At 45.5% G+C, this 21226-nt stretch carries 19 protein-coding genes and 2 rRNA genes; 11 read left to right on the forward strand and 10 right to left on the reverse strand.

The features are described 5' to 3' along the window. Window positions 1–43: 43 nt before the first annotated feature. Complete coding sequence (locus QXI54_09110) at window positions 44–1240, forward strand: methionine adenosyltransferase (GenBank protein ID MEM0303310.1); 1197 nt, start codon at window positions 44–46, stop codon at window positions 1238–1240. On the opposite strand, the gene QXI54_09115 is transcribed toward QXI54_09110, so the two are convergent. Both QXI54_09115 and QXI54_09120 read right to left on the reverse strand, forming a co-directional pair. Beyond that, on the reverse strand, window positions 1227–2363 hold the full coding sequence (locus tag QXI54_09115) for a M20/M25/M40 family metallo-hydrolase (protein ID MEM0303311.1): 1137 nt from the start codon (window positions 2361–2363) through the stop codon (window positions 1227–1229). The genes QXI54_09110 and QXI54_09115 overlap by 14 nt on opposite strands. Next, window positions 2345–3742 (reverse strand): NAD(P)H-hydrate dehydratase, encoded by a 1398-nt coding sequence (locus QXI54_09120; GenBank protein ID MEM0303312.1) that lies wholly within the window; start codon window positions 3740–3742, stop codon window positions 2345–2347. Before QXI54_09120 ends, QXI54_09115 begins: the two co-directional genes overlap by 19 nt. Before the next feature lie 572 nt (window positions 3743–4314). Between QXI54_09120 and QXI54_09125 the strand changes: the two genes are divergently transcribed. The 4 genes from QXI54_09125 to QXI54_09140 all read left to right on the forward strand — a co-directional run bounded on the left by QXI54_09125 (window position 4315) and on the right by QXI54_09140 (window position 6288). After that, entirely contained in the window at window positions 4315–4455 is a 141-nt protein-coding gene (locus QXI54_09125) for a hypothetical protein (protein ID MEM0303313.1), read from the forward strand. A gap of 65 nt (window positions 4456–4520) precedes the next feature. Next, the gene (locus QXI54_09130; protein MEM0303314.1) at window positions 4521–5456 is read left to right on the forward strand and encodes a hypothetical protein; all 936 of its coding nucleotides are present in this window, start codon (window positions 4521–4523) and stop codon (window positions 5454–5456) included. A 29-nt stretch (window positions 5457–5485) separates the two neighbouring features. Further along, window positions 5486–5785, forward strand: a complete 300-nt coding sequence (locus QXI54_09135; protein ID MEM0303315.1) for a DUF2103 domain-containing protein — start codon at window positions 5486–5488, stop codon at window positions 5783–5785. A gap of 95 nt (window positions 5786–5880) precedes the next feature. Further along, the gene (locus QXI54_09140; protein MEM0303316.1) at window positions 5881–6288 is read left to right on the forward strand and encodes a hypothetical protein; all 408 of its coding nucleotides are present in this window, start codon (window positions 5881–5883) and stop codon (window positions 6286–6288) included. Here the strand turns inward: QXI54_09140 and QXI54_09145 are convergent. From QXI54_09145 to QXI54_09165, 5 genes are read right to left on the reverse strand one after another with little or no spacing between them, the layout of a single operon-like run. Next, window positions 6285–6635 (reverse strand): prefoldin subunit beta, encoded by a 351-nt coding sequence (locus tag QXI54_09145; GenBank protein ID MEM0303317.1) that lies wholly within the window; start codon window positions 6633–6635, stop codon window positions 6285–6287. The two genes, QXI54_09140 and QXI54_09145, sit on opposite strands and share 4 nt — an antisense overlap. Beyond that, window positions 6632–6844 (reverse strand): KEOPS complex subunit Pcc1, encoded by a 213-nt coding sequence (locus tag QXI54_09150; protein ID MEM0303318.1) that lies wholly within the window; start codon window positions 6842–6844, stop codon window positions 6632–6634. Before QXI54_09150 ends, QXI54_09145 begins: the two co-directional genes overlap by 4 nt. Then, window positions 6841–7926, reverse strand: coding sequence for a SufD family Fe-S cluster assembly protein (locus QXI54_09155; GenBank protein ID MEM0303319.1), 1086 nt, complete (start codon window positions 7924–7926; stop codon window positions 6841–6843). The genes QXI54_09150 and QXI54_09155 overlap by 4 nt, the downstream gene beginning before the upstream one ends. Beyond that, complete coding sequence (locus QXI54_09160) at window positions 7905–8645, reverse strand: ABC transporter ATP-binding protein (protein ID MEM0303320.1); 741 nt, start codon at window positions 8643–8645, stop codon at window positions 7905–7907. Before QXI54_09160 ends, QXI54_09155 begins: the two co-directional genes overlap by 22 nt. Window positions 8646–8702: 57 nt before the next feature. Next, the gene (locus tag QXI54_09165; protein ID MEM0303321.1) at window positions 8703–9695 is read right to left on the reverse strand and encodes a TIGR00303 family protein; all 993 of its coding nucleotides are present in this window, start codon (window positions 9693–9695) and stop codon (window positions 8703–8705) included. A 115-nt stretch (window positions 9696–9810) separates the two neighbouring features. On the opposite strand from QXI54_09165, the gene QXI54_09170 reads away from it, so the two are divergent. Beyond that, on the forward strand, window positions 9811–11283 hold the full coding sequence (locus QXI54_09170; GenBank protein MEM0303322.1) for a homocysteine biosynthesis protein: 1473 nt from the start codon (window positions 9811–9813) through the stop codon (window positions 11281–11283). Window positions 11284–11289: 6 nt separating this feature from the next. Beyond that, window positions 11290–11673, forward strand: coding sequence for a 4Fe-4S binding protein (locus QXI54_09175; protein MEM0303323.1), 384 nt, complete (start codon window positions 11290–11292; stop codon window positions 11671–11673). Here the strand turns inward: QXI54_09175 and cyaB are convergent. After that, window positions 11656–12168 (reverse strand): class IV adenylate cyclase, encoded by a 513-nt coding sequence (gene cyaB, locus QXI54_09180; GenBank protein ID MEM0303324.1) that lies wholly within the window; start codon window positions 12166–12168, stop codon window positions 11656–11658. The two genes, QXI54_09175 and cyaB, sit on opposite strands and share 18 nt — an antisense overlap. A 73-nt stretch (window positions 12169–12241) precedes the next feature. Here cyaB and QXI54_09185 point away from each other — a divergent pair, with 73 nt between their 5' ends. From QXI54_09185 to QXI54_09195, 3 genes are all read left to right on the forward strand, one after another. After that, complete coding sequence (locus QXI54_09185; GenBank protein MEM0303325.1) at window positions 12242–13084, forward strand: alpha/beta hydrolase; 843 nt, start codon at window positions 12242–12244, stop codon at window positions 13082–13084. A 336-nt stretch (window positions 13085–13420) separates the two neighbouring features. Beyond that, a 16S ribosomal RNA gene (locus QXI54_09190) occupies window positions 13421–14905 on the forward strand. A 130-nt stretch (window positions 14906–15035) separates the two neighbouring features. Next, window positions 15036–17969: ribosomal RNA gene (locus tag QXI54_09195) — 23S ribosomal RNA — on the forward strand. Together the 16S and 23S rRNA genes form the textbook arrangement of a ribosomal RNA operon. Before the next feature lie 62 nt (window positions 17970–18031). On the opposite strand, the gene QXI54_09200 is transcribed toward QXI54_09195, so the two are convergent. Together QXI54_09200 and QXI54_09205 are read right to left on the reverse strand one after the other, a co-directional pair. Beyond that, complete coding sequence (locus QXI54_09200; protein MEM0303326.1) at window positions 18032–18697, reverse strand: MjaI family restriction endonuclease; 666 nt, start codon at window positions 18695–18697, stop codon at window positions 18032–18034. Next, window positions 18690–19934, reverse strand: coding sequence for a DNA methyltransferase (locus QXI54_09205; protein ID MEM0303327.1), 1245 nt, complete (start codon window positions 19932–19934; stop codon window positions 18690–18692). The genes QXI54_09200 and QXI54_09205 overlap by 8 nt, the downstream gene beginning before the upstream one ends. A gap of 222 nt (window positions 19935–20156) precedes the next feature. Here QXI54_09205 and QXI54_09210 point away from each other — a divergent pair, with 222 nt between their 5' ends. Continuing rightward, the gene (locus QXI54_09210; protein MEM0303328.1) at window positions 20157–21023 is read left to right on the forward strand and encodes a hypothetical protein; all 867 of its coding nucleotides are present in this window, start codon (window positions 20157–20159) and stop codon (window positions 21021–21023) included. The last annotated feature ends 203 nt before the right edge of the window (window positions 21024–21226 follow it).

Raw genomic sequence — 21226 nt, forward strand, 5'->3', positions numbered from 1 at the left:
TAAGATTTATATCACTTCTGCGTTCAAGCTTCTTGGTGGTTACATGCCCAACATAGTTGTTGAGGAACTCGTTCACACTCCGATCGAAGAACAAAAGGTCGAATTAGTCGAGAGAAAAGGAATTGGACATCCTGATAGCCTTGCAGACGGGATTGCGGAAAGCATGAGCAGAGAGCTTTGCAAGGAATACATAAAGCGTTTCGGCGTTGTTATGCACCACAACACCGACGAGACTCAAATTATTGCGGGAAAGTCGTGTCCGAGGTTTGGCGGTGGCGAAGTTATAGAGCCGATTTATATAATCCTTGTGGGGAGGGCAACAAAAAAGATAGGAGATGAAGCAATTCCAACAGATAAAGTAGCTCTAAACGCTGCTAAAAGATACGTAAAAAGTGCAATGCGTTATCTTGATCCTGATCTTGATATTGTTTTTGATGTTCGCCTTGGCGAGGGCAGTGCGGATTTGCAGGATGTTTTTAAGAGAAAAAAAGAGATTCCACTTGCAAACGACACTTCATTTGGCATAGGTTTTGCTCCCCTTTCAGAAACCGAAAAATTGGTTTTGAATGCTGAAAGAAGGATTTATGAAGAGCTAAGAAAAAAAGTTCCTGCCATCGGAGAAGACATAAAGGTAATGGGGCTAAGAGAAAAGGATAAAATCAAGCTGACTGTTGCGGTTGCGATGGTTGACAGGCACATCAGAGACATTACAGAATACGATGCGGTTAAGAGAGAAGTTGCGGAATTTTTAAAGGACATCGCTCCGGATTACACTTCCCGAGAGGTTGAAGTTTTTGTAAACACGGCGGACGATTACTCCACAAAAAGCGTTTATCTTACTGTAACTGGAACATCTGCAGAGAGTGGCGATGATGGAAGTGTTGGAAGAGGAAACAGATGCAACGGTCTAATAACTCCTGGCAGACCGATGAGCATGGAGGCGACGAGCGGAAAGAACCCGATAAACCATGTCGGGAAGCTTTACAATCTGCTCTCCAATATGATTGCAAACCGTTGTTATGAGGAAGTAGAAGGAATTCGAGAGGTTTACGTTAGAATTCTTAGCCAGATCGGTAAGCCTATTAACGATCCCAAGGTTCTCAGCATTCAAATAATCCCGCAGAAAGGTTACACGATTGAAAAGCTTGATCGCAAAGTCAGAGAAATTGCGGAAGAGATGATCGGGAATATAACGAAGCTTACTGACAAAATAGTCAAAGGGGAGATCAAAACTTTCTGAAATTTTCTATAATTTTCCTGTATATTTTAGTTGCAAGTCTAAGCTCTGAAATGTAGACGAATTCGTCTTCGCTGTGCAGATTTTCGCCTCCAGGACCGAAGTAAAATGCTGGAATTCCGAATTTTCTCACGTGCCTTGTATCGCCAACTCCCAAGCTGAAAACTGCTCTTGGATTCAAACCTTCCGACCTAATTGCATCTGAGATGATCCTTAGAAGCCTTAGATCATTTTCGAGCGGAACGCTGTCCACAAGAATTCCGTATGCGGGGAGAAATCCCGAAACTTTAAAATTCAAACCCTCTCTGCTGAGCATATGCAGGACTTCTTCAACACTTATCCAGGGGGCAAATCTGATGTCCGCAGAGAGCTCGCATTTTGGAGCGACTACATTCCTCTTAATGCCTCCCTTAATTATGGATGGATTAAAGACCGCTTCCCAGGTTTTTATAACGAATGGGATTCCAAACCCCTCAAACAAACTTTTATAGGGTTCATAGTTGCCTTTTAGGTTCTTAAAAAGCTCTGGAATTTCGGTAATGAACTTCGAGGCTTTAAAAATAGCTCCATCTCTTGCATCCCTCGTTGCTGTGTGCCCGTCTTTTCCTTCGAATTCTATGTCTAATGCGAGAACGCATGCCTGAAGAACGTTAATCGAGCCACATCCCGTTGGTTCCCCTATCACAACCGCATCGCATTTCTCAGCTTCAAACACCTTTTTGAGCCCATTCCTGCCACCAACTTCTTCATCTGCAGTAAAAGCTACCTTTAATCCAACCCCGATATCCTCAAGTTTGAGAACCGCACTGCAAATAGACGCAACACAGCCCTTTGCGTCGCAACTACCTCGCCCATAAAGCTTTCCATTCACAGTTATCGGATTCAAAAGCTCGTCTCCACACGGAACTGTGTCCAAATGGGAAGATAGCATTAGAGTCTTTTCTCCTTTGGAAATCTCAACTAATAGGCTCTCTTTTCCTTCATGTGTGTAGCTTTTGGTTTTAAATGAAGAAAAAAGCTTCTCAAGAAAATCAACCGCCTGAGAAGTATCTCCCGGCGGATTTCTTGTGTCGATCTTTATCAGCTCTTTTGTGAGCTCAACCTCGTCTATTTCCAGCTGAGACACCTCCTGAAAGCTTCTGGGAGCATTTCAATCAGGTGCATGGAAGTGTAATTGTATCCGAACTTCTCGAGGCATAGATCCCCAGCGAAGCCGTTTATGAATGCTCCAGCACATGCAGAATGAAAAGCGTCGTCAAGGCAAAGCAGTGCACCGCAAATTCCAGCAAGCACGTCTCCAGTGCCACCAACGGTCATCCCTGCATTTCCTGTTCTGTTCACCTTTGTGCGATAGCCATCCGTGATAACGTCTTCCTTTCCTTTCAGCAGAACAACCGCTCCTATTTCTTTTGCAACCTTCTGAACATCCTTTGGCTCTGCGTTGAAGTTCTTTTTCAGCTCTCCTCTGTGCGGAGTTAATATGCACTCAACCCCTTCGGGAATATTCCCCGTAATTCCTTCAGCATCAAGAACCGCCTTTTTACAGCTCTTTAATAGCTCTTCAACGAATTCTTTGAATTCAGGATTCTCACCGACTCCCATTCCAATTACCACTACATCACATCTCTTAACAATCTCCTCAGCTTCTTTCAGATTTTTCGGAGTTATTTTATCTCCTCTTAATCCCCTGACGATCAGATTAGGGCTGAAGCTTGCAACCACGCCTTTTATGCTCTCGGGAACAGCGGTTATCACTATGTCCGCTCCCGCATGATATGCGGAGAGACTTGCAAATGCCACTGCTCCAGTGTAATCGCCTCCACCAATCACTGCAACCCTTCCATGCATTCCTTTATGCGCGTCTTCAAATCTTTTGTAAGTTGCAACAAGATCTCCGACTCCGCATAGCTTTTCAAATTGCTCAGGGATTCCAATGTCTTTAACCACGACTTCTCCGCAGATCTCCTTCGCCTTTAAAATGCCCGGCTTCATTTTGTGAAAAGTCACCGTGAGATCAGCCTTTACCGCAAGTTCATACTCGCCAGTGTCCGCATTTAGCCCGCTCGGAACATCTACAGCAACTTTAAAAGCTTCCATGCTGTTTATGAGCTCAATAGCCTTTGCATACTCCCCTCTTGGCTTTCCCGCAATTCCTGTGCCAAGCAATGCATCGACAACGATCTCAGCGTCGCATTCAGAGATCCTTTGGATTTTGTAGTTTGCTTTCTGGAGAATTTCAAAGTTCTTCATCGCAATCTCTGTCTTTGGCTCTCCCGCTAAGTAGATCTCGACTTCAAAGCCCTTGAGATGCCTTGCTGTTACAAATCCATCTCCACCGTTGTTGCCACTGCCCGCAAAAATTGCAACTTTTCCACCTTTAACTCTCTTCATGATCTCTTCAGCAACCGCTTTTCCCGCATTTTCCATCAACTGAAGCCTGCTCAAGCCGAAGTATTCGCAATTCAGATCGAGAATTCGCATGTCCTTGGAATTTATCGTTTCCATCAGATTTTAATTGGCATTAAGCTTAAATTTTTTGCTGAGCCTTGAGCAATCATAAATACCGCAGGCCGAAATTGTGGATCTCGATAAGGTAATTGAATTCGTGCTAAGCAGACACAATGAAGATGGGGGGCTTTACGATCTGCAAGCCTTTACCCTTTGCATTCTCTATACTTTGCTTTAAACTCTCTTAATGATTTGGGAGTTGAAGTTCCACACTACAGCGATTACCTAATAAGAATTCAAAATTTTGCTGAAAGAGACGATAGCGGGTTTTTTAGAGCTGATCGAGGCATAACCGCCACTTATTCCTTTGAATCTCCAAACGAGCTTCGTGAGCTTTAAATGGCTATAAATTGCCTGAAAGCGATTGGAAGAGAATTTGAGGTTCAAAAAGATTTTTTAGAGCGATACAGAAAAGGAAAAGATTTGGAAAGAAGTTCGCAAACCTTCAGGATACCTTCTACTGCGTTTACGTTCTGCAGTCTCTTGATAAAAAGACGAGGAGGTTTATACTTGAGTTTAGATGCGAAGGTGGTGGTTTCTCAAAAATTCCCGGAAGCTATCCTCTATACTTGGAAGAAACCGCAGAATTCGTTGAAAATCTTCAAAATTACAATGGCGGTTTCAGGAGAAGTGTTTACGGAGGAATTTCAACTCTTGAGGACACGTATTATGCAATTTCAGTTCTTAAGTATTTAAGATTGGTGGTTTAGGGCTTTTAAGATCATGTCGAAGTCAAAAGGCCAAGCGATATATATACTTTAGTCTTCTTTAATCTATGCGACCCAATTCTGACTTTCTTTTGCAGGCATTAAAATACAGAAAAGAGGCAATAATATTTCTTGATGGCTTCGAGATAGTATCTGCAATTCCCGATAATGTTTTTGGATATCCTAATTCAGATCTTGTTGGTAAAAACATTTTGTCATTTTTCAGAAGTGTAGACGTTGAAGAGAAGTTAAAAATACTGCAAAGTGGAACAGTTGGCGAGTTAAGATTCGAGTCCCTCTTTAATGCGCGAGAGAGACCGATCTTGGTAGATTTATTTGCAAATATGTGCAATAAACAAATCATTCTACAACTTAGAGACATTTCGAAAGAAAAAAGCCTAAATATTGCACTTAAAGCGACCATAGAAACTCTTAAACTCCTTCCAAGTGGAAAAATAGAAAAAGTGGTTGATGTTTTGAAAAATTATTTTGAAGATGTTAAAATAGAGGTTGTATCAAAGAGAGATCCTGGTATTAACTTCTTTTCAGTTCCTCTCAACTCTTCGGGAACTCCTTTGGGCTCCTTATGTTTCAAACTTCCAGAATGGTTCATCTTAGATGATGAAATTCTTGGACTTTTTGACACGATTGCTTATGAAATCGGTGAAAGTTTTACTTTTAAATTGCTGTCGAGATCTACATTTGCAACGCTGGATCTGGTGAAGGAGTCGATAAATCATGTTTCTTTTCTTGTTGATCGAATCAGAAATCCTCTTGCAGTAATTTATAGTCTTGCAGAACTCGAAGACTCTCTTGGAAAGATTGGGGATAGGGTAAAGGTGCAGGTAGAAAGAATAGTTAATTACCTTATCGAAGTCGAAAGAGATTGGAAAAAGCTCGAGGAACTCGAAAGAGAACTTAGAAACACGTTAATAGAAATAGGGTTTACTTTGGACGAACTATCTTCCCCCTTTAATAGAAAAGGGGACTCAAATTTGAGTTAAAAATTAAAATCTTGCTCAAAACTTTTATTGTGGTATTCAGTGGAAGACACAAGACTGTAATTGGAGACAGGGAAGGATTAAAGCTAATTGGAGAAATACTGTCACATAGTGGTGTAAAGAGAGTAATTTTCGGCAGAATAGAAAACAAAGGGGCAAGAACTGGACACGGGCTGAGGTTCAAGATCACAAGGGTTGATGAAAGAGGCAATATTAGAGCAATCCTTTCGTATGGCTCCTCAAATCAGGAAATTCACATTATTACTACTGCCAAGGATAGGGAAGAGGGTTTGAAAATAGCAAAAGAGCTCTCGGAGCTTTTTAAAAGATAAAGCCCCTGAAACGATCTCAAATTTAGCCAATATTCAGCATGATGAGGTCTTTTCGAGCAAAATAGATTTATAGCCCTATTCCAACATCTATATTGATGTATAGGTATCCGATTGAGGTTATCTCGGACATATATCTTAGCAGGGTTGGTGGGTTCAGCTATGAGCTAAGTGAGAGAGAGGTAGGTATAAATCATAAAGCTATCGAGTTGAAAACATCTTTAATTCCGAATGAAACTTTTGTGACACTGAGATTTCTTGATAAGAAAGCCAAGCCGTACTTTTTCAGAAAAAGGTTTCTGGTTGTTGGAATCGAAGAACAGATGGATTCATACGAGATGACGAGCAACGGGGAACTTGTGCTCCCGGAATCGTTCAAAGAAGAGGCCGAAATAGGCAAAGAAGTTATAATAAATGCTGTTGAGTTTTTTAGAATTGATAGAGATCTTGCAGCCGTCTTTGAAGCCTTAATTCTGCGTTTAAGATCGAAAAATGAGGAAAATTAACCAGCTTGTTGACCTAAAAGTCCTTGGAGCTTCTTTTGAAGTTCGGCGAATCTCTCTCTCAATCTCTCTTCTTGCCTCTCGAGGGTTTTAATTCTGATTTCCAGGCTCTCTTTTCTCTCTGTTAGTTCTTGGACAACTTTGGTCTTTGCTTCTCTAACGAGAATGCTTCCCACAGCTTTATAGATTGTTACGTCTTCGCCCACCTTCTGCAACTCTTCCAAGGCCTGCTTAGCCTCCTCAAGCATAGCTTCAACCTGTGCTTTCTGCGTTACAACGATTTGCAATTGCTGTTGGATTTGCTGTAGTTGCGCCACTAAATTCTGAACCTGTGGGGGTAATTCGCTCATACCAACACCTCTATTTCCAAACACATATTTATAAGCCTCAACCATGAATTGATTGAGGCTCTCAGAGCTGAGATCGATTCTGCAAAGATCTCGATTTTCAACTTCTCTTCGGATTGATAAATCTTTGCCTCGCTTATAGCATTACTCTCCTCTGGCTTTAGAGCTTTAATCAAATCTCCATTGGCGTCAATCTCAATGTAAGCTTTCATAACGCTCTTTTCATGTCTTCTATTGCTCTGTCAATCGTAGCCTTAAGAACATCTGGAAGTCCCCGTATCTCGATCTCCATAAAGCCACGGACTATGGCAGAAACGGCCTCGTCTCTACTTAATCCTCTCGACATTAAGTAGAAGATCTCTTCTTCAGCAATTTTTCCTATCGCAGCTTCATGACTAAGTTCAACGTTGGGATGTCTTGCTATCAATTCGGGAATGGCGACAATCTCCCCTTTTTCTGATAAAATCAACCCTTTACACTCAAGATGACCTCTAACCCCCTCAGCCTCGCCAACGATTTGTCCCCGGGCGAAAACCCTTCCTCCTCTGCTTATACTTCTCGAAACTATTTCTGCAACCGCCCCACTTCCAGTTAAAATTGCTCTCGAACCTGAATCGATGGTGCAACCTTCCAGTGCAACGATAACATTGCTAAAAACCGCCCTTGCATTTTTTCCAACGTATGCGGTGGGATACATTTGGACGAGCTTTACTGGATTTAAGAGAATGTAATTGCTGATGAAAGTTGCTCCTTCTTCGATTACCGCTGCACTTCTTGGACGGACTTCGATATTGTTTTGCCAGCTGTGAATCATTGTGAAAGTTAACTTTGCTCCTTTTTTTATAAAAAACTCTGAAACGCCGATGTGCATTCCGATTGCGGTTGGATGGGATGTGCATCCGGTTATAATATTTATTTCGGAATTCTCTTCAGCTATAATTATGTTATGAACCTTTTGCTTCCCTGCTTTGTGGAGATAAAGACATGCTTCAACTGGGATCTCTACTTTGGCGTTTGGCAAAGCTCTTATAAAATACCCATTTGCTTCTTCGCTATCCGCTTCTTTTGTAAATTCATCCTGATCCCTGCGAAGAAGCTTCCAGAAGTAGTCTTTGACCCAATCGTATTTTTCCATTGCTGATCTTATACTCATGACTTCCACACCTTCATAGAAAGACGCAAAAGTCTTGACTTCCTGATCTTTCTGTAAAAACGTTCCGGAGCGTTTTTTGGGATCGAGTTCAATCCCAACTTCTTTTAACTTTTCAGTATCTACTCCATATCCTTCAGGCATCGCGCAACACACCCCTCGTAGCCATTTTTCCTTATCTGTGTGATTATGTCCTTGGGATCTCCGATGCATGCAACTCTTCCCTTGTATAAAATCACTCCGTAGTCTGCAGACACGTAGTCAAGGATATGACCTTGGTGAGTGATTATTATACCGCCCTTCTCTCTTTCCGCTTTATCTCTTTCAAGAAGCTCACTTATTGCAGAGCCCACTATTGCTATGTTCTCCAAGTCTACGCCACTGTCGGGCTCATCAAGCAAGACAAAGTCAGGATTCATCAATAAAAGTTGTAAAATTTCAGATCTCTTTACTTCTCCACCTGAAAATCCGACGTTTATCGATCTGTAAAGATGATCTTTCATTCTGAGCTTTTCTGCAAGCTCCATGATCATACCTTCTCTACCGCCTAACTTTGCACATTGTCTCAAAATATCGATCAGTTTCACACCACTTATTTTTGGTGGATTTTGGAAGGAAATCCCAAGTCCAAGCTTTACTCTTTCATCGGTCGGAAGATTCGTTATGTCAACTTTCTTAAAAATTATTCTACCACCTGAGATCTTGTATGCAGGATTTCCAACTATTGCGTTTAGAAGAGTGGACTTTCCACTTCCGTTTGGACCGAAGAGTGCAAAGGTTTCCCCCTTTTTCACGTAGAGATTTACGTTGTGGAGTATCCTCTTTCCATCAACCTCAACGCTTAAATTAACAATTCTCAACATAATAAAAATTTAGTATAGGGCTTAAAAAGATTTTGAGCTTTTCGCAACTCAAAAAATTCAGCCCTTCAGGACGATTTTTTCGTAATCTTTTTCGATTTCTGCAAGCAGTTCCCTTTCCGTGATTCCACGACGATAGGCAAAGAATGCAAGCCCACCGGCACCCACACCCTCTTTAACAAAACCCTCGGCATATGCTCTTAGTCCGGGATACCTTGAATTTGCAAGTGGAATCTTCGCAACGAAAACTTCACATGGTGCAAGGGATAGATCTGCGGTTTTATCGTTAGCAACGAATTCTGTTGTTGCTATTGCAATTTCACAGTCCGTGATCATCTTCGCCACATTTGCAATCGCAACCATCTGGGTTCCACCTGCAAGCAACGCCCTCTTGCAACCGCTTAGAATTCCAACGACGCCTGCAATCACAGGATCGCCAACTGCGGATATTATCTCGACAGGGTCCTTGCTTTTCACTTTTTTAACAGCCTCGTCTATTACTTTTCTCTTAAGTTCGAGTGGATTTGAAGGCATACTCGAAGAAACCTTAGGCTCGAAGCCGAGAGCTTTCAACACAGCTCCAGCTGTGGTGGTGCCTGCAGGAATGCTTTCACCTATGATTAATAAGTCCACAATCTTTGCAAGTTGTTCTCCAAGTATTCTTCCGTTTTCAAGAACTTTTTTCGTGTCTTCGATGCTCATGGCCCTTTCAGTTGCGATGTTTTTCCCCACAGGGGCATTTAAAGTTATGTGGGGTATTTTTGGCTTAACGATCAAGCCTGAATCTACGACCAAGAAAGGTATTTTTGTAAGCCTAAGTGCAGTGTATGAGATTAGCGCGGGTGTCGGTTTTCCATCGGGTGTTGCCGGGATTGAATCGATACTTAAACACTTCCCGTGATAGAGCAATTCAGCATCTGCGGGTGGAGTGTATTTTATAAGCTCAGGATTTGCTCCTGCAACCGTAATTCCCGGGATCTCTGCAGTTTTCGTGTTTCCTATCACGAGAGTGAAGAGCACTCTCCCCTTTACCAAATCCAAAATTTTTGACATGAAATCCAATATCTCTAAGGAAATTTATGCTTTTTCTTTTCGGAAAATGAACAATAGGAATATTCCTAAGCTAAATTTTCAAAAGGTTTATATACTGTTCTTTGTTTTGAATTCCATGAAAACGATCGAGGAGATAAATGAGAAGATCCGCCGTGGTGAAGTTTGTGTTGTTACTGCTACTGAGATGAAGGAAATAACGTCCCAGTTAACTCCAGAAGAAGCTGTAAAAGAAGTAGACGTGGTTACAACAGGGACTTTTGGAGCGATGTGCTCTACAGGGGCCTTCATAAATTTTGGGCACTCTGATCCGCCTATAAAATTTAAGAAGGTTTGGTTAAATGATGTTGAAGCTTATGCTGGCTTGGCTGCGGTTGATGTATTCATTGGTGCTACTAAACCTTCCGAAACGAGAGAACTATATGGCGGAGCTCATGTGATCGAAGAACTTGTTTCTGGCAAGGATATTGAGTTAAGGGCAATAGGTTATGGAACAGACTGTTATCCAAACAGAGAAATTGTAACTAATATGTCTCTTGAGGATGTCAATCAGGCAGAAATGGTAAATCCAAGAAACGCATACCAGCGGTATAGAGCAGCAACTAATTCCTCGGACAAAATTTTGAGAACGTACATGGGCACTCTACTTCCCAATTATGGAAACGTCACGTTTGCGGGCACAGGAGAGATTTCACCTCTGAATAACGATCCAGAATTTCGGACAATTGGTGTTGGGACAAGGATTTTCTTGTGCGGAGCTAAAGGTTACGTCATTGGCGAAGGCACACAGCATTCTCCACCATTTGGCACGCTCATGGTTAGGGGAAATCTGAAGGAGATGAAGCCCGAATTCCTTAAAGCTTGCTATTTTCCAGGATACGCCCCCTCAATATACCTTGGAATTGGAATTCCAATCCCGGTGCTGGACGAAAATATTGCAAAGGCCTTGAGCATCAGGGACAGTGAAATTAAAACTACAATCATCGACTTCGGAGTTGCGAGGCGACAGAGGCCGGTTGTGAGAGAAGTCAGCTATGAAGAGCTTAAGAGTGGCAAGGTTGAGATTAATGGCGAAGAAGTACGTGTTTCTCCACTTTCAAGCTATTACATGGCTGAGAAAGTTATGAGGGAGCTTAAGAAAATGATTGAAAGAGGGGAGTTTTTGCTGACTATGCCTGTGGAAAGGTTAAAGCCAAAGGAAGTCCTCAAACCAATGAAGCAAAAGGAGATAAGAGTTGTAAAGGATCTAATGACAAAAGCGATAACGATTGGCGAAGATTGGAGCATAGAAGACGCTGCAAAGCTTTTGATTGAGAAAAATGTAAATCATCTACCGGTGGTGGACAGCGATGGCACTTTGAAGGGTATAGTCACATCATGGGATATTGCAAAAGCTGTTGTGAAGAGAAGTTCAAAAGTTAGTGAGATAATGACAAAAGACGTGATCACTGTATATCCAGAAGATCCAATAGCTATAGCAGTGAGTAAACTCGAAAAATTCGACATATCTGCTTTGCCAGTAGTAGATAGCAGGAAAAGGGTTTTGGGGATTATCACGAGCGAAACTCTCAGCAAGCTTTTGGGGAGGTGAAGTGGTATGCTATTTCTTTTGAGATTTGATGCCCGAACGGTCAGAGAGCCCATAATTTCATTAACTGCGATAAAAACCGGGGCGTTGATAAACATACTTAAAGCAGATGTTGGTGCAAGAAAGGGAGAAGTAATAGTTGAGGTTCCGGATGAAAAATCAGTCGAAGTCTTGGAAATGCTGAAGAAAATGGGTGTTGAAATTCACGAAATAACGAAAAGCATTGCCAGAAACGAAAGATGCATTCACTGCGGGGCATGTTTAAGCATATGTCCAACCGAAGTTTTTTATATAAATGTAGAAAAAAAAATAGATATCCGAGCTGAGAAGTGCATTCACTGCGGGGCATGCATTAAAGTTTGTCCAACTATGGCCCTATACTTTCCGATCTAATTTTTCAAGCATTTCCAAATAAGAAAGCCGAATACTTTCTGCTCGAGAATATCCGAGAGTTTCGGCAATTTTAAAAATCTCTTCCTTTTTCTCCAATCCACCCTCAACTTCTATTTCAATAAAGTCCCCCAGGCCCTCTACGGAGTCTATACAGATTATTGCTTTTTCGAGTTTGAAGATTTTTCTTCGCTTTCTGACGGTTCTAAATTTTTTAAATCCGAGTAACTCGAAAAGCTTTAAAGCATCATCAAAGCTATTGACTTCAAGATTTACCTCTTCCCTGCTTTTGGTTTCAGAGTCGACCTTTGGACCCTTATAGGTTAACTTGATTTTTTTCTCAACCCGTATACGAAGTGCTTCGTCAGTTTCGGCAAAATCTCTGCAGGGATGGTTTAAGTAGATGTCGAATTCGTCTTTCTCCTCTAAAAAGTTCGCAATCTCCTTGACTTTTTCTTCAACTCCTGGTTTAAGTCTAAACTTAGCCTCAACTTCCATAACAAAATCTTTCGTGCAGATTTTAAAATTCTGCGGAGGAGAAAGATTAAATTTGATGAGCTAATTATCAATCATGGTTGATGAAAGATTCTTGGGTAGCATGAAAGAAGTGTGGCTTGGGAACATCCATGCTTGGGAGCATGAAAATGGCGAGAATTGCATTGTGATGGCTCATGGCTTCGGAGCAGTTAAGGATTTGCTTTTGCCGTATGCGGAGAAATTTGGAAAACGTTTTTCATTGGTTATCTTTGATTACCGACATTTTGGAAGAAGCAAAGGTGAGCCGAGACAGCTAATAAGCATAAAAAAGCAGATTGAAGACTGGAAAAAAGCGGTGGAGTATGCAAAAAGCAAATACAAAAAAGTGGCGATTTGGGGCAGCTCATTTAGCGGTGGGCACGTCCTTGAAATTGCTTCACAGTATGAGGTTGACGCCGTGGTATCTCAGGTTCCTTTTGTGGATGGATTGTCAGTAGCCAGGGCAATGGGGTTAAGAAGCGTTAAATTTGCAATTCTTGGGATAATAGATTTGGTTCTTTCACCTTTTGGGGGTTACAAAGTTGCAATAGCTGGAGAGAAAGGTCTTCTACCCGAGGACTATCTAAGACTAATTGAAGAGCATAAGAAACGCTATTCAACCAGCATACCCTGGGAGAATTATACTTTTGCCAGAATAGCCCTCTCGATTCCCTTCTATAGGCCGATAAAAAAAGTTAGTAAAATAAATTGTCCAGTATTTTACTTAATCGCTGAGAACGACACAGTAACACCAGCGAGTGCGGCATTTAAGGCAGTCGAGAAAACAAAGGAAGCTGAAGTAATGAATTTGAAGTGTGGACATTTTGGTGTTTACATTGACTTCTTTGAGGAGAGCTCGAACAGAGAGTTCGAGTTTCTTAATAAGCATCTGGGTTAGTCATTCTATTGCAGAATGTTTATATCGCGAGTTATTTTTATTTTTTCTATCGGAAATATGGACAGCCATTCATATTTAAATAGAAGCTGTTGCAAGCTTGAAGACTCTCAAGCAAAAGTCTTATAAATCCAAAAGAGTAATGGTATACTACACCACAACTTCAAAGTAGATAACCGCGGATCCAGCTAGGACCCCGACTGAGCACAGCTCTGGGTGAGGGGTAGCGTTCTCGTCCGCGGTATAGCAGGGAGGACCGCAAATTGTTGCGGTCTGATGTGGGGCTTGTCAGCAGAGCAGACTGGCAGGCAGGGGGACGTATTCACTATAACCCCGCCAATTCTGGTTGATCCTGCCAGAGGCCGCTGCTATCCGGCTGGGACTAAGCCATGCGAGTCTAGGGGCTTACCGCAAGGTAAGCACCGGCGGACGGCTCAGTAACACGTGGACAACCTGCCCTCGGGAGGGGGATAACCCCGGGAAACTGGGGCTAAACCCCCATAGGTGATGGATACTGGAATGTTCCATCGCCGAAAGTCCGCAAGGAGCCCGAGGATGGGTCTGCGGCGGATTAGGTAGTTGGTGGGGTAACGGCCCACCAAGCCTAAGATCCGTACGGGCCATGGGAGTGGGAGCCCGGAGATGGACCCTGAGACAAGGGTCCAGGCCCTACGGGGCGCAGCAGGCGCGAAACCTCCGCAATGCGGGAAACCGCGACGGGGTCAGCCGGAGTGCCGATGCTTGCATCGGCTGTCGGGGAGCCTAAAAAGCTCCCCATAGCAAGGGCCGGGCAAGGCCGGTGGCAGCCGCCGCGGTAATACCGGCGGCCCGAGTGGCGGCCACTTTTATTGGGCTTAAAGCGTCCGTAGCCGGACCAGTAAGTCCTCCGGGAAATCTGGCCGCTTAACGGTCAGAATTCCGGAGGATACTGCTGGTCTAGGGACCGGGAGAGGCCGAGGGTATTCCCGGAGTAGGGGTGAAATCCTATAATCCCGGGAGGACCACCTGTGGCGAAGGCGCTCGGCTGGAACGGGTCCGACGGTGAGGGACGAAGGCCAGGGGAGCAAACCGGATTAGATACCCGGGTAGTCCTGGCTGTAAACGATGCGGACTTTGTGTCGGACAAGCTATGAGCTTGTCCGGTGCCGGAGGGAAACCGTTAAGTCCGCCGCCTGGGGAGTACGGCCGCAAGGCTGAAACTTAAAGGAATTGGCGGGGGAGCACCACAACGGGTGGAGCCTGCGGTTTAATTAGATTCAACGCTGGGAAGCTTACCGGGGGAGACAGCGGGATGAAGGTCGGGCTGAAGACTCTACCAGACTAGCTGAGAGGTGGTGCATGGCCGTCGTCAGTTCGTACTGTGAAGCATCCTGTTAAGTCAGGCAACGAGCGAGACCCGCGCCCCTAGTTGCCAGCGGTTCCCCTCGGGGAAGCCGGGCACACTAGGGGGACTGCCGGCGCTAAGCCGGAGGAAGGTGCGGGCAACGGCAGGTCCGTATGCCCCGAATCCCCCGGGCTACACGCGGGCTACAATGGCCGGGACAATGGGTTCCGACCCCGAAAGGGGTAGGAAATCTCCTAAACCCGGTCTCACCTGGGATCGAGGGCTGCAACTCGCCCTCGTGAACCTGGAATCCGTAGTAATCGCGTGTCAAAATCACGCGGTGAATACGTCCCTGCTCCTTGCACACACCGCCCGTCAAGCCACCCAAGTGGGCTAGGGGCGAGGGGGTGTCCGTAGGGCATCCTCGAGCCCAAGGTCCGCGAGGGGGGCTAAGTCGTAACAAGGTAGCCGTAGGGGAATCTGCGGCTGGATCACCTCCAGCGAACACCTGCCTGTCAGGCTTAAATGCTGACAAGCCTCTTTTCATGCACCCGGCGATGAAAGTCGTCGGGGAAGGGTTAATGCCTTCGGGCAAGTGAGACCGTGCAGGGGTAGGTGCAAACTGGGACTGACTACCGGCGGTTATCCCGGCCGGTGGATGGCTTGGCTCGGGCGCCGAAGAAGGGCGTGCCAAGCTGCGAAAAGCCCGGGGGAGGCGCATGGAGCCTTAGAACCCGGGATTCCCGAATGGGCAATCCTGTCCCTTCGGGGACGCTCCGTAAGGAGCGGGAACGCGGGGAAAGGAAGCATCTGAGTACCCGCAGGAAAAGAAATCAAACGAGATGCCGTTAGTAGGGGCGACCGAAAGCGGCATAGCCCAAACCGAACACCTTCTCGCAAGAGAAGGTGGATGTGGGGTTGCAGGACCCTGCCTAATGCCAGTAAGCGAAGCCGAAGTCCGCTGGAACGCGGTGCCGTAGAGGGTGAAAGCCCCGTAGGCGTAAGCTTGCTGGTTACAAGGTGGGGTATCCTGAGTACCGCGGGTTGGAATTCTCGCGGGAAGCTGGGGGTCATCAACCTCCAAGGCTAAATACGTCCCGAGTCCGATAGCGCAATAGTAGGGTGACCGAAAGCTGAAAAGAACCCCGAGAAGGGGGGTGAAAAGAGCCTGAAATCGGCCGGGGATAGTGCGCAGTAGCCCCAAAGGTAACTCCGGCGAAGGAAAGTGTCGCGAGGCACGAGTACGAGCCGGAGCATGCCAGGGTTACTGCATACGTTTTGAAAAACGGGCCAGGGAGTGCATGTCAGTGGCGAGGCTAAGGGTGTTAAGCCCGAAGCCGAAGGGAAACCGAAGACCCGCAGGAAACGAGGGGTCGGGTGTGCTCGCCTGAGTCACTGGCATGCGACCCGAAGCCGGTCGATCTAGACGGGGGCAGGGCGAAGCGAGTCGAAAGGCTCGTGGAGGCCCGCAGGGGTGTTGATGTGCAAATCGCTCCCATGACTCCCGTCTAGGGGTGAAAGTCCAATCGAGACCGGGGATAGCTGGTTCCCTCCGAGACATACCGCAGTATGACCTGCCCGGAGGCTGGTAGCGGGGTAGAGCACTGATTGGGGGAGTCGGGGGGTGACACCCTCGCCCTCCTGTCAAACTCCGAATCCGCTACCGCCGTAGAAGGGTGGAGTCAGGGGTAGGGGTTAAGCTCCTACTCCGAGAGGGAGACAACCCAGACCGAGGTTAAGGCCCCCAAGTGTCGGCTAAGTGTGAACGATAAAGGAAGTCCCGGGTCGAAGACAGCGGGGAGGTAGGCTTAGAAGCAGCCATCCTTTAAAGAGTGCGTAAAAGCTCACCCGCCGAGACTCGGGGCGCCGAAAATGGACGGGGCTCAAGCCGACCGCCGATACCTCGGGGCGCCGAAAGGCGATCCGGTAGGAGGGCGCACCGGTGGCGTAGAAGCTCGGGCTTGAGCTCGGGTGGAGCCGTCGGTGACGAGAATCCTGGCGGTAGTAGCAGCGTAGTCGGGTGAGAATCCCGACCGCCGGAAGAGCAAGGGTTCCACGGCAATGTTCGTCAGCCGTGGGTTAGTCGGTCCTAAGGTGGCTCGTAATTCGACGCCACCGAAAAGGGGAGCGGGTTAATATTCCCGCACCACCGGCCTATGCCTTTAAGGCACCCGACGCCTCGGGATAGGCCGAGCGTCTCTGCCATGGGACGTCCAAGCGCCGAAGCCTCCGGAGATCCGTAATGGAGAGAAGGGGGTGAAGGCGTGATGGCGTAAGTCGGCCGACTCCTGGGGACCGTGAAAAGGGGGCCGGGGACCGTACCGAGAACCGACACAGGTGCTCTGGGTTAGAAGCCTAAGGCGTGACGGAACACTCCAGCAGAGGGAAATCGGCAAATTAGCCCCGTATGTTCGCTAGAAGGGGTGCCTGCTCTCTCGCGGGAGCAGGTCGCAGTGACTAGGGGGGAGCGACTGTTTACTAAAAACACAGGGGGCTGCAACCCGGCAACGGTTAGTACAGCCCCTGAGTCCTGCCCAGTGCAGGTACCTGAAACCCCGGTTCAACGGGGCGAAGGGCCTGTAAACGGCGGGGGTAACTATGACCCTCTTAAGGTAGCGTAATACCTTGCCGCTTAATTGGCGGCTTGCATGAACGGATTAACGACTCCCCCACTGTCCCCTGCTGGAAGCCGGCGAACCCGACATCCCAGCCGAATAGTCTGGGGACCCCCGTTGGGAAGCGAAGACCCTGTGGAGCTTTACTGCAGCCTGCCGTTGCCTTACAGCTGGGGGTGCGCAGGGTAGGCGGGAGGCTTCGAAGCCCTGTCTCTGGGCAGGGTGGAGCCGTCGATGAGACACCGCCCATCCTTAGCTGTAGGGCTAACCGCTTCGGCGGGACAGCGGTTGGTGGGCAGTTTGGGTGGGGCGCCACGCTCCCGAAAAGGTATCGGGAGCGCCCAAAGGTCGGCTCAGGCGGGTCAGAACTCCGCCGTAGAGTGCAAGGGCAAAAGCCGGCCTGACGTGAACCCCCAAAATAAAGGTTCACGAGCCGAAAGGCGGGCCTAGCGAACCATCCTGGCCTTTTGGTGAGGCCGGATGACGTCAGAAAAGCTACCCCAGGGATAACAGAGTCGTCCCCGGCGAGAGTACATATCGACCCGGGGGCTTGCTACCTCGATGTCGGCTCTCCCCATCCTGGCCGTGCAGCAGCGGCCAAGGGTGAGGTTGTTCGCCTATTAAAGGGGATCGTGAGCTGGGTTTAGACCGTCGTGAGACAGGTCGGTTGCTATCTGACGGGGGTGTTCGGACGGCTGAGGGGAGGGAGGCTCTAGTACGAGAGGAACGAGCCTCCGGCGCCACTGGTTTACCGGTTGTCTGGCAGGGCACTGCCGGGCAGCTACGTGCCAGTGGCTAAAGGCTGAAAGCATCTAAGCCTGAAGCCATCCCCGAAAAGAGCCGTCCTTAAGGGCTCCGGTAAAAGACCGGGTTGATAGGACCGGGGTGTAAGCGGCAAGCTTCGGCGAGCCGTTCAGCCCGCGGTCACTAATCGCCCGCGCCGAAGTCAGTTCCAGGCACAAGCTACCCCTGCACGGTTTCGTTTGGTTTTTCTGATTGATTTCCTATTTCTTAGGTTTTAAGCCTTTCAATTTCGGCTTTTATTTCATCAATCACTTCTCTGTTGTAGATCGCTTTTTTATTATCCTTTTTAATTGAAAGGACAATGAAAACCTTTCCACCGAACCTCTTTTCGAACTTCTCATGCGAAGCTTTGTAAGCTTCTCTCCATTTAGTTGCGAATTCGGGAGCGTGTTCGAAGGTTGTAGGTTTGATTTGAATGCCTATAAATTTCTCTCCAACTTTTATGAAGAAGTCAACGTTGTAAAGCCTATCCCATTCATCTGGTGCTGGTTTGATTTCAACGCCTAAAATATCCTGAAGTTGTCCATAAATTGTCTCTTTCTCAGTTACATAGCCCTCAAATGTTCTATTTATAACAAGCTCTTTGATGTAAGCTATGCAGTCTTTCTCAGTCACTTCTTCAATCTCCGCTGTTAGCACTTCAGTGATCTTTGTGTATAACCTTTTTCCAAGACTTTCGAGGTATTCTTCAGGTTTAAGGTTAATATTACGTTCTTTTAAAAATTCTCCAAGTTTCTGAAGGTAGAATGATTCCCATTCTTCGAGATTCTTAGGACTACACTCTCGAATCCATTTCGCAACTGGTCCAACTCTGTTCTGCTTGTTTAAACCCCATCTATTGCATGCGATGTTCAGAATCCATTCTCTACTCATTTTTACCCTCCTGGATCCTCAAAAATTTGTGTTTATACATAAAATCATCTTCTTGAGTGACTGCAAAACCCTGTTTGATCATTTCTTTATTCACAAATATCTTGTTTTTGAGGAAAAGGTAAGCCTGAAGCTCATCGTTTTTGGCTTCATAGCAAGGATCTAACCTTATAAATACTTCTTTTCCTTTGACGAAGTTCTCGAGATATCTCTTGGCTTCCGAAGTTTTATCTGGCAAGACTCTTATTCCAAGCAATTTTACAACCAGCCCATTGTCCAATTCTACGCTGTTTTCACTCAGAACTCTCTTAACTCTGAAAAGCTTCTGCTCTTTAAATTTCAGTCTTTTTGGTTCAATTAATGGCTTTGCATCCTTGATATTTGGTTGATACTCGGGTGAATCTTCAATTTCGACTTTTTCGCTTCTCTTTATAATCTCAACCTTAGCATTTATAAAAGAAAGGTTTTCACTCAACTTCTGTTTAATTATAGGCAAAAAGGCTTCGTTTATCTCGTAACCGATTCCATTCCTTTCGAGGTTGATTGCAGCTCTTAGCGTTGTCCCACTACCCAAAAAAGGATCAAGCACGACATCGCTAACGAATGTGAACATCCTTATCAATCTCTTCGGTAGCTCCTCCGGAAACATTGCTTCGTGCATTATTTGTCTCTCTCCAGCAAAATTCCAGTGTCCCGAAAAGAACTCCTTCCATTCCTCTTTGCTCAGCTTTGACATCTCCTTTATCTCTTTAGAAGGTGCGGGCTTTTTACCAGGTTTTTTAAAAACGAGGATGAATTCGTAGTCAATTTCTATCATACCATTCGGCGGATATGGGTAGGAACCCATCACATTCGCTCCTCCGGTTGTGTTCATAGTCGTCTTCTTTTGCCAGATTATCGCCCCCATATAGTCGAAGCCAATTTTTTCACACTGCACAATCATCTCGGAATGAAGCGGGGCTATTTTGTATCTCCCATAAACAACGCTTCGCAAAAACTGGTCGCCAATGTTTATGCATAACCTTGAACCCGGTTTGAGGACTCTAAAGCATTCTTTCCACACCAAGTATAGACTTTTCAGGTATTCATGCAGACTTTGACCGTAGCCAATCTGACCTTCGACGCCATAATCCTTTATATGCCAATAGGGCGGGGAAGTGACAACGAGATCTATGCTATGATCTTCGAGCTCAAGCATTTTTCTGCTGTCACCGATGATCACCTTTGCGAATACTGCCACGTAGAATGTAGTTGTGGTAAGAAATAAATTTTTGTCTTAAGAGAATACCTCTTCATCTTCGGTCTGTGTCGCTTTTATACTTTATATAAACAGATATCCTCGATTCGCTAGTAAACCTGTCTCTTTTCCAGTCAGTGGATTGATTGGTTAGAGCTCTGGTTTTCTTGTCTTATTAGTTTTTTTCTGGTTCTGGTCATGCTTTGCAATTTAGCGACGCCAGTGATGGCAAAAAAGGCTGAAGTAGATAGTGAAAACAGTTGCAGTGAAATAACGCTGAAGAGAATTGTGGAAGTCGAGATTGCAAAGAATGAAAAGGCGATTTTGAACATCACAGAAGTGAACAAAAGCTTAAGCGAATGGATTTCCGAGAATTTCAAAGAAAGCTCTTGCCAAGATCAAAGCTGCTTAGCATTTGATTACCAAGTGGAGATCAAAGAGATCTACAATTACTCAAACAATGGCAAGAAACTCACTTTCAGCGAATTAAAAGTTTACAATGCAACAGCGAGCTTTGATTTCAAAGTTCTTAGCTACTTCGCCGAAACCGCAACCTATAATTTGAGCTTGGTGACAAGAGTGATGCAAGTTGAAGGCGAGAACTACTTTGTAACTGCAATAAATGTAGCTCCTAAGAATGAAAAGAAGTTCGCTCCATTCGCTGATGTCATCGAGATCAAAAGCAAAGCCAAGCTCTCCGAGCACTACAGAATTCTTGCTGAAGTGCTCAACGAGATAAGAAAGCAAGATGAAACGAGCTGGATTTGGAATAAGGTTAAGCTTGAGCTGAGCTATTTGAGCAGAGTAGTTGAGAGGAATTTGGCTGAGTTCAATGCGGAGGGGAAAGGGAGCGCCATCGTTTTTGATCAAACACAGTGTGCATGGTCTTGTTTGGGTTGCGTTATAGCTACGGGAGCAGTTATATACAACTGCTGGCCTTGTTTTGCTCCGTGTATAGCAGTGTTTACAGCATGGACTTGTGCCCTCTGTTTGGTAACTTATTGTATAATAGCCAACATAGGTACAATTCTGAGCTTTGCCGGTTCTGTAATCTCCTGTACAGATTGTGCTCGTTGTCTTGGATATCTGTAACCCATTTATGTTTCAAATTATGGTGATTTAATGGAGGAGAAAAGAAGACTGATATCTTCAATTTTAACTCTTGTTGTCTTTTTAATACTCCTCGCAATAAATTTGCCAATCGACTCTCTTTGGGATTACATTATTCTTTTTTTATTCATTCTATCATTTATAAATTTTCTGTACAGTTGTTATTATGTTTTTTAGAGTTTTTT

The sequence above is a fragment of the Archaeoglobaceae archaeon genome (genome assembly GCA_038734275.1).
Taxonomy (GTDB): Archaea; Halobacteriota; Archaeoglobi; order Archaeoglobales; family Archaeoglobaceae; genus WYZ-LMO2.

Excerpts from the sequence above, each read along its gene's own strand:
- QXI54_09110 (MEM0303310.1), top strand. The coding sequence starts at position 44 with ATGCCCAACATAGTTGTTGAGGAACTCGTTCACACTCCGATCGAAGAA.
- QXI54_09120 (MEM0303312.1), bottom strand. The coding sequence starts at position 3,742 with ATGGAAACGATAAATTCCAAGGACATGCGAATTCTCGATCTGAATTGC.
- QXI54_09130 (MEM0303314.1), top strand. The coding sequence starts at position 4,521 with ATGCGACCCAATTCTGACTTTCTTTTGCAGGCATTAAAATACAGAAAA.
- QXI54_09140 (MEM0303316.1), top strand. The coding sequence starts at position 5,881 with ATGTATAGGTATCCGATTGAGGTTATCTCGGACATATATCTTAGCAGG.
- QXI54_09145 (MEM0303317.1), bottom strand. The coding sequence starts at position 6,635 with ATGAGCGAATTACCCCCACAGGTTCAGAATTTAGTGGCGCAACTACAG.
- QXI54_09150 (MEM0303318.1), bottom strand. The coding sequence starts at position 6,844 with ATGAAAGCTTACATTGAGATTGACGCCAATGGAGATTTGATTAAAGCT.
- QXI54_09155 (MEM0303319.1), bottom strand. The coding sequence starts at position 7,926 with ATGCCTGAAGGATATGGAGTAGATACTGAAAAGTTAAAAGAAGTTGGG.
- QXI54_09160 (MEM0303320.1), bottom strand. The coding sequence starts at position 8,645 with ATGTTGAGAATTGTTAATTTAAGCGTTGAGGTTGATGGAAAGAGGATA.
- QXI54_09165 (MEM0303321.1), bottom strand. The coding sequence starts at position 9,695 with ATGTCAAAAATTTTGGATTTGGTAAAGGGGAGAGTGCTCTTCACTCTC.
- QXI54_09170 (MEM0303322.1), top strand. The coding sequence starts at position 9,811 with ATGAAAACGATCGAGGAGATAAATGAGAAGATCCGCCGTGGTGAAGTT.
- QXI54_09175 (MEM0303323.1), top strand. The coding sequence starts at position 11,290 with ATGCTATTTCTTTTGAGATTTGATGCCCGAACGGTCAGAGAGCCCATA.
- cyaB (MEM0303324.1), bottom strand. The coding sequence starts at position 12,168 with ATGGAAGTTGAGGCTAAGTTTAGACTTAAACCAGGAGTTGAAGAAAAA.
- QXI54_09185 (MEM0303325.1), top strand. The coding sequence starts at position 12,242 with ATGGTTGATGAAAGATTCTTGGGTAGCATGAAAGAAGTGTGGCTTGGG.
- QXI54_09200 (MEM0303326.1), bottom strand. The coding sequence starts at position 18,697 with ATGAGTAGAGAATGGATTCTGAACATCGCATGCAATAGATGGGGTTTA.
- QXI54_09210 (MEM0303328.1), top strand. The coding sequence starts at position 20,157 with ATGGCAAAAAAGGCTGAAGTAGATAGTGAAAACAGTTGCAGTGAAATA.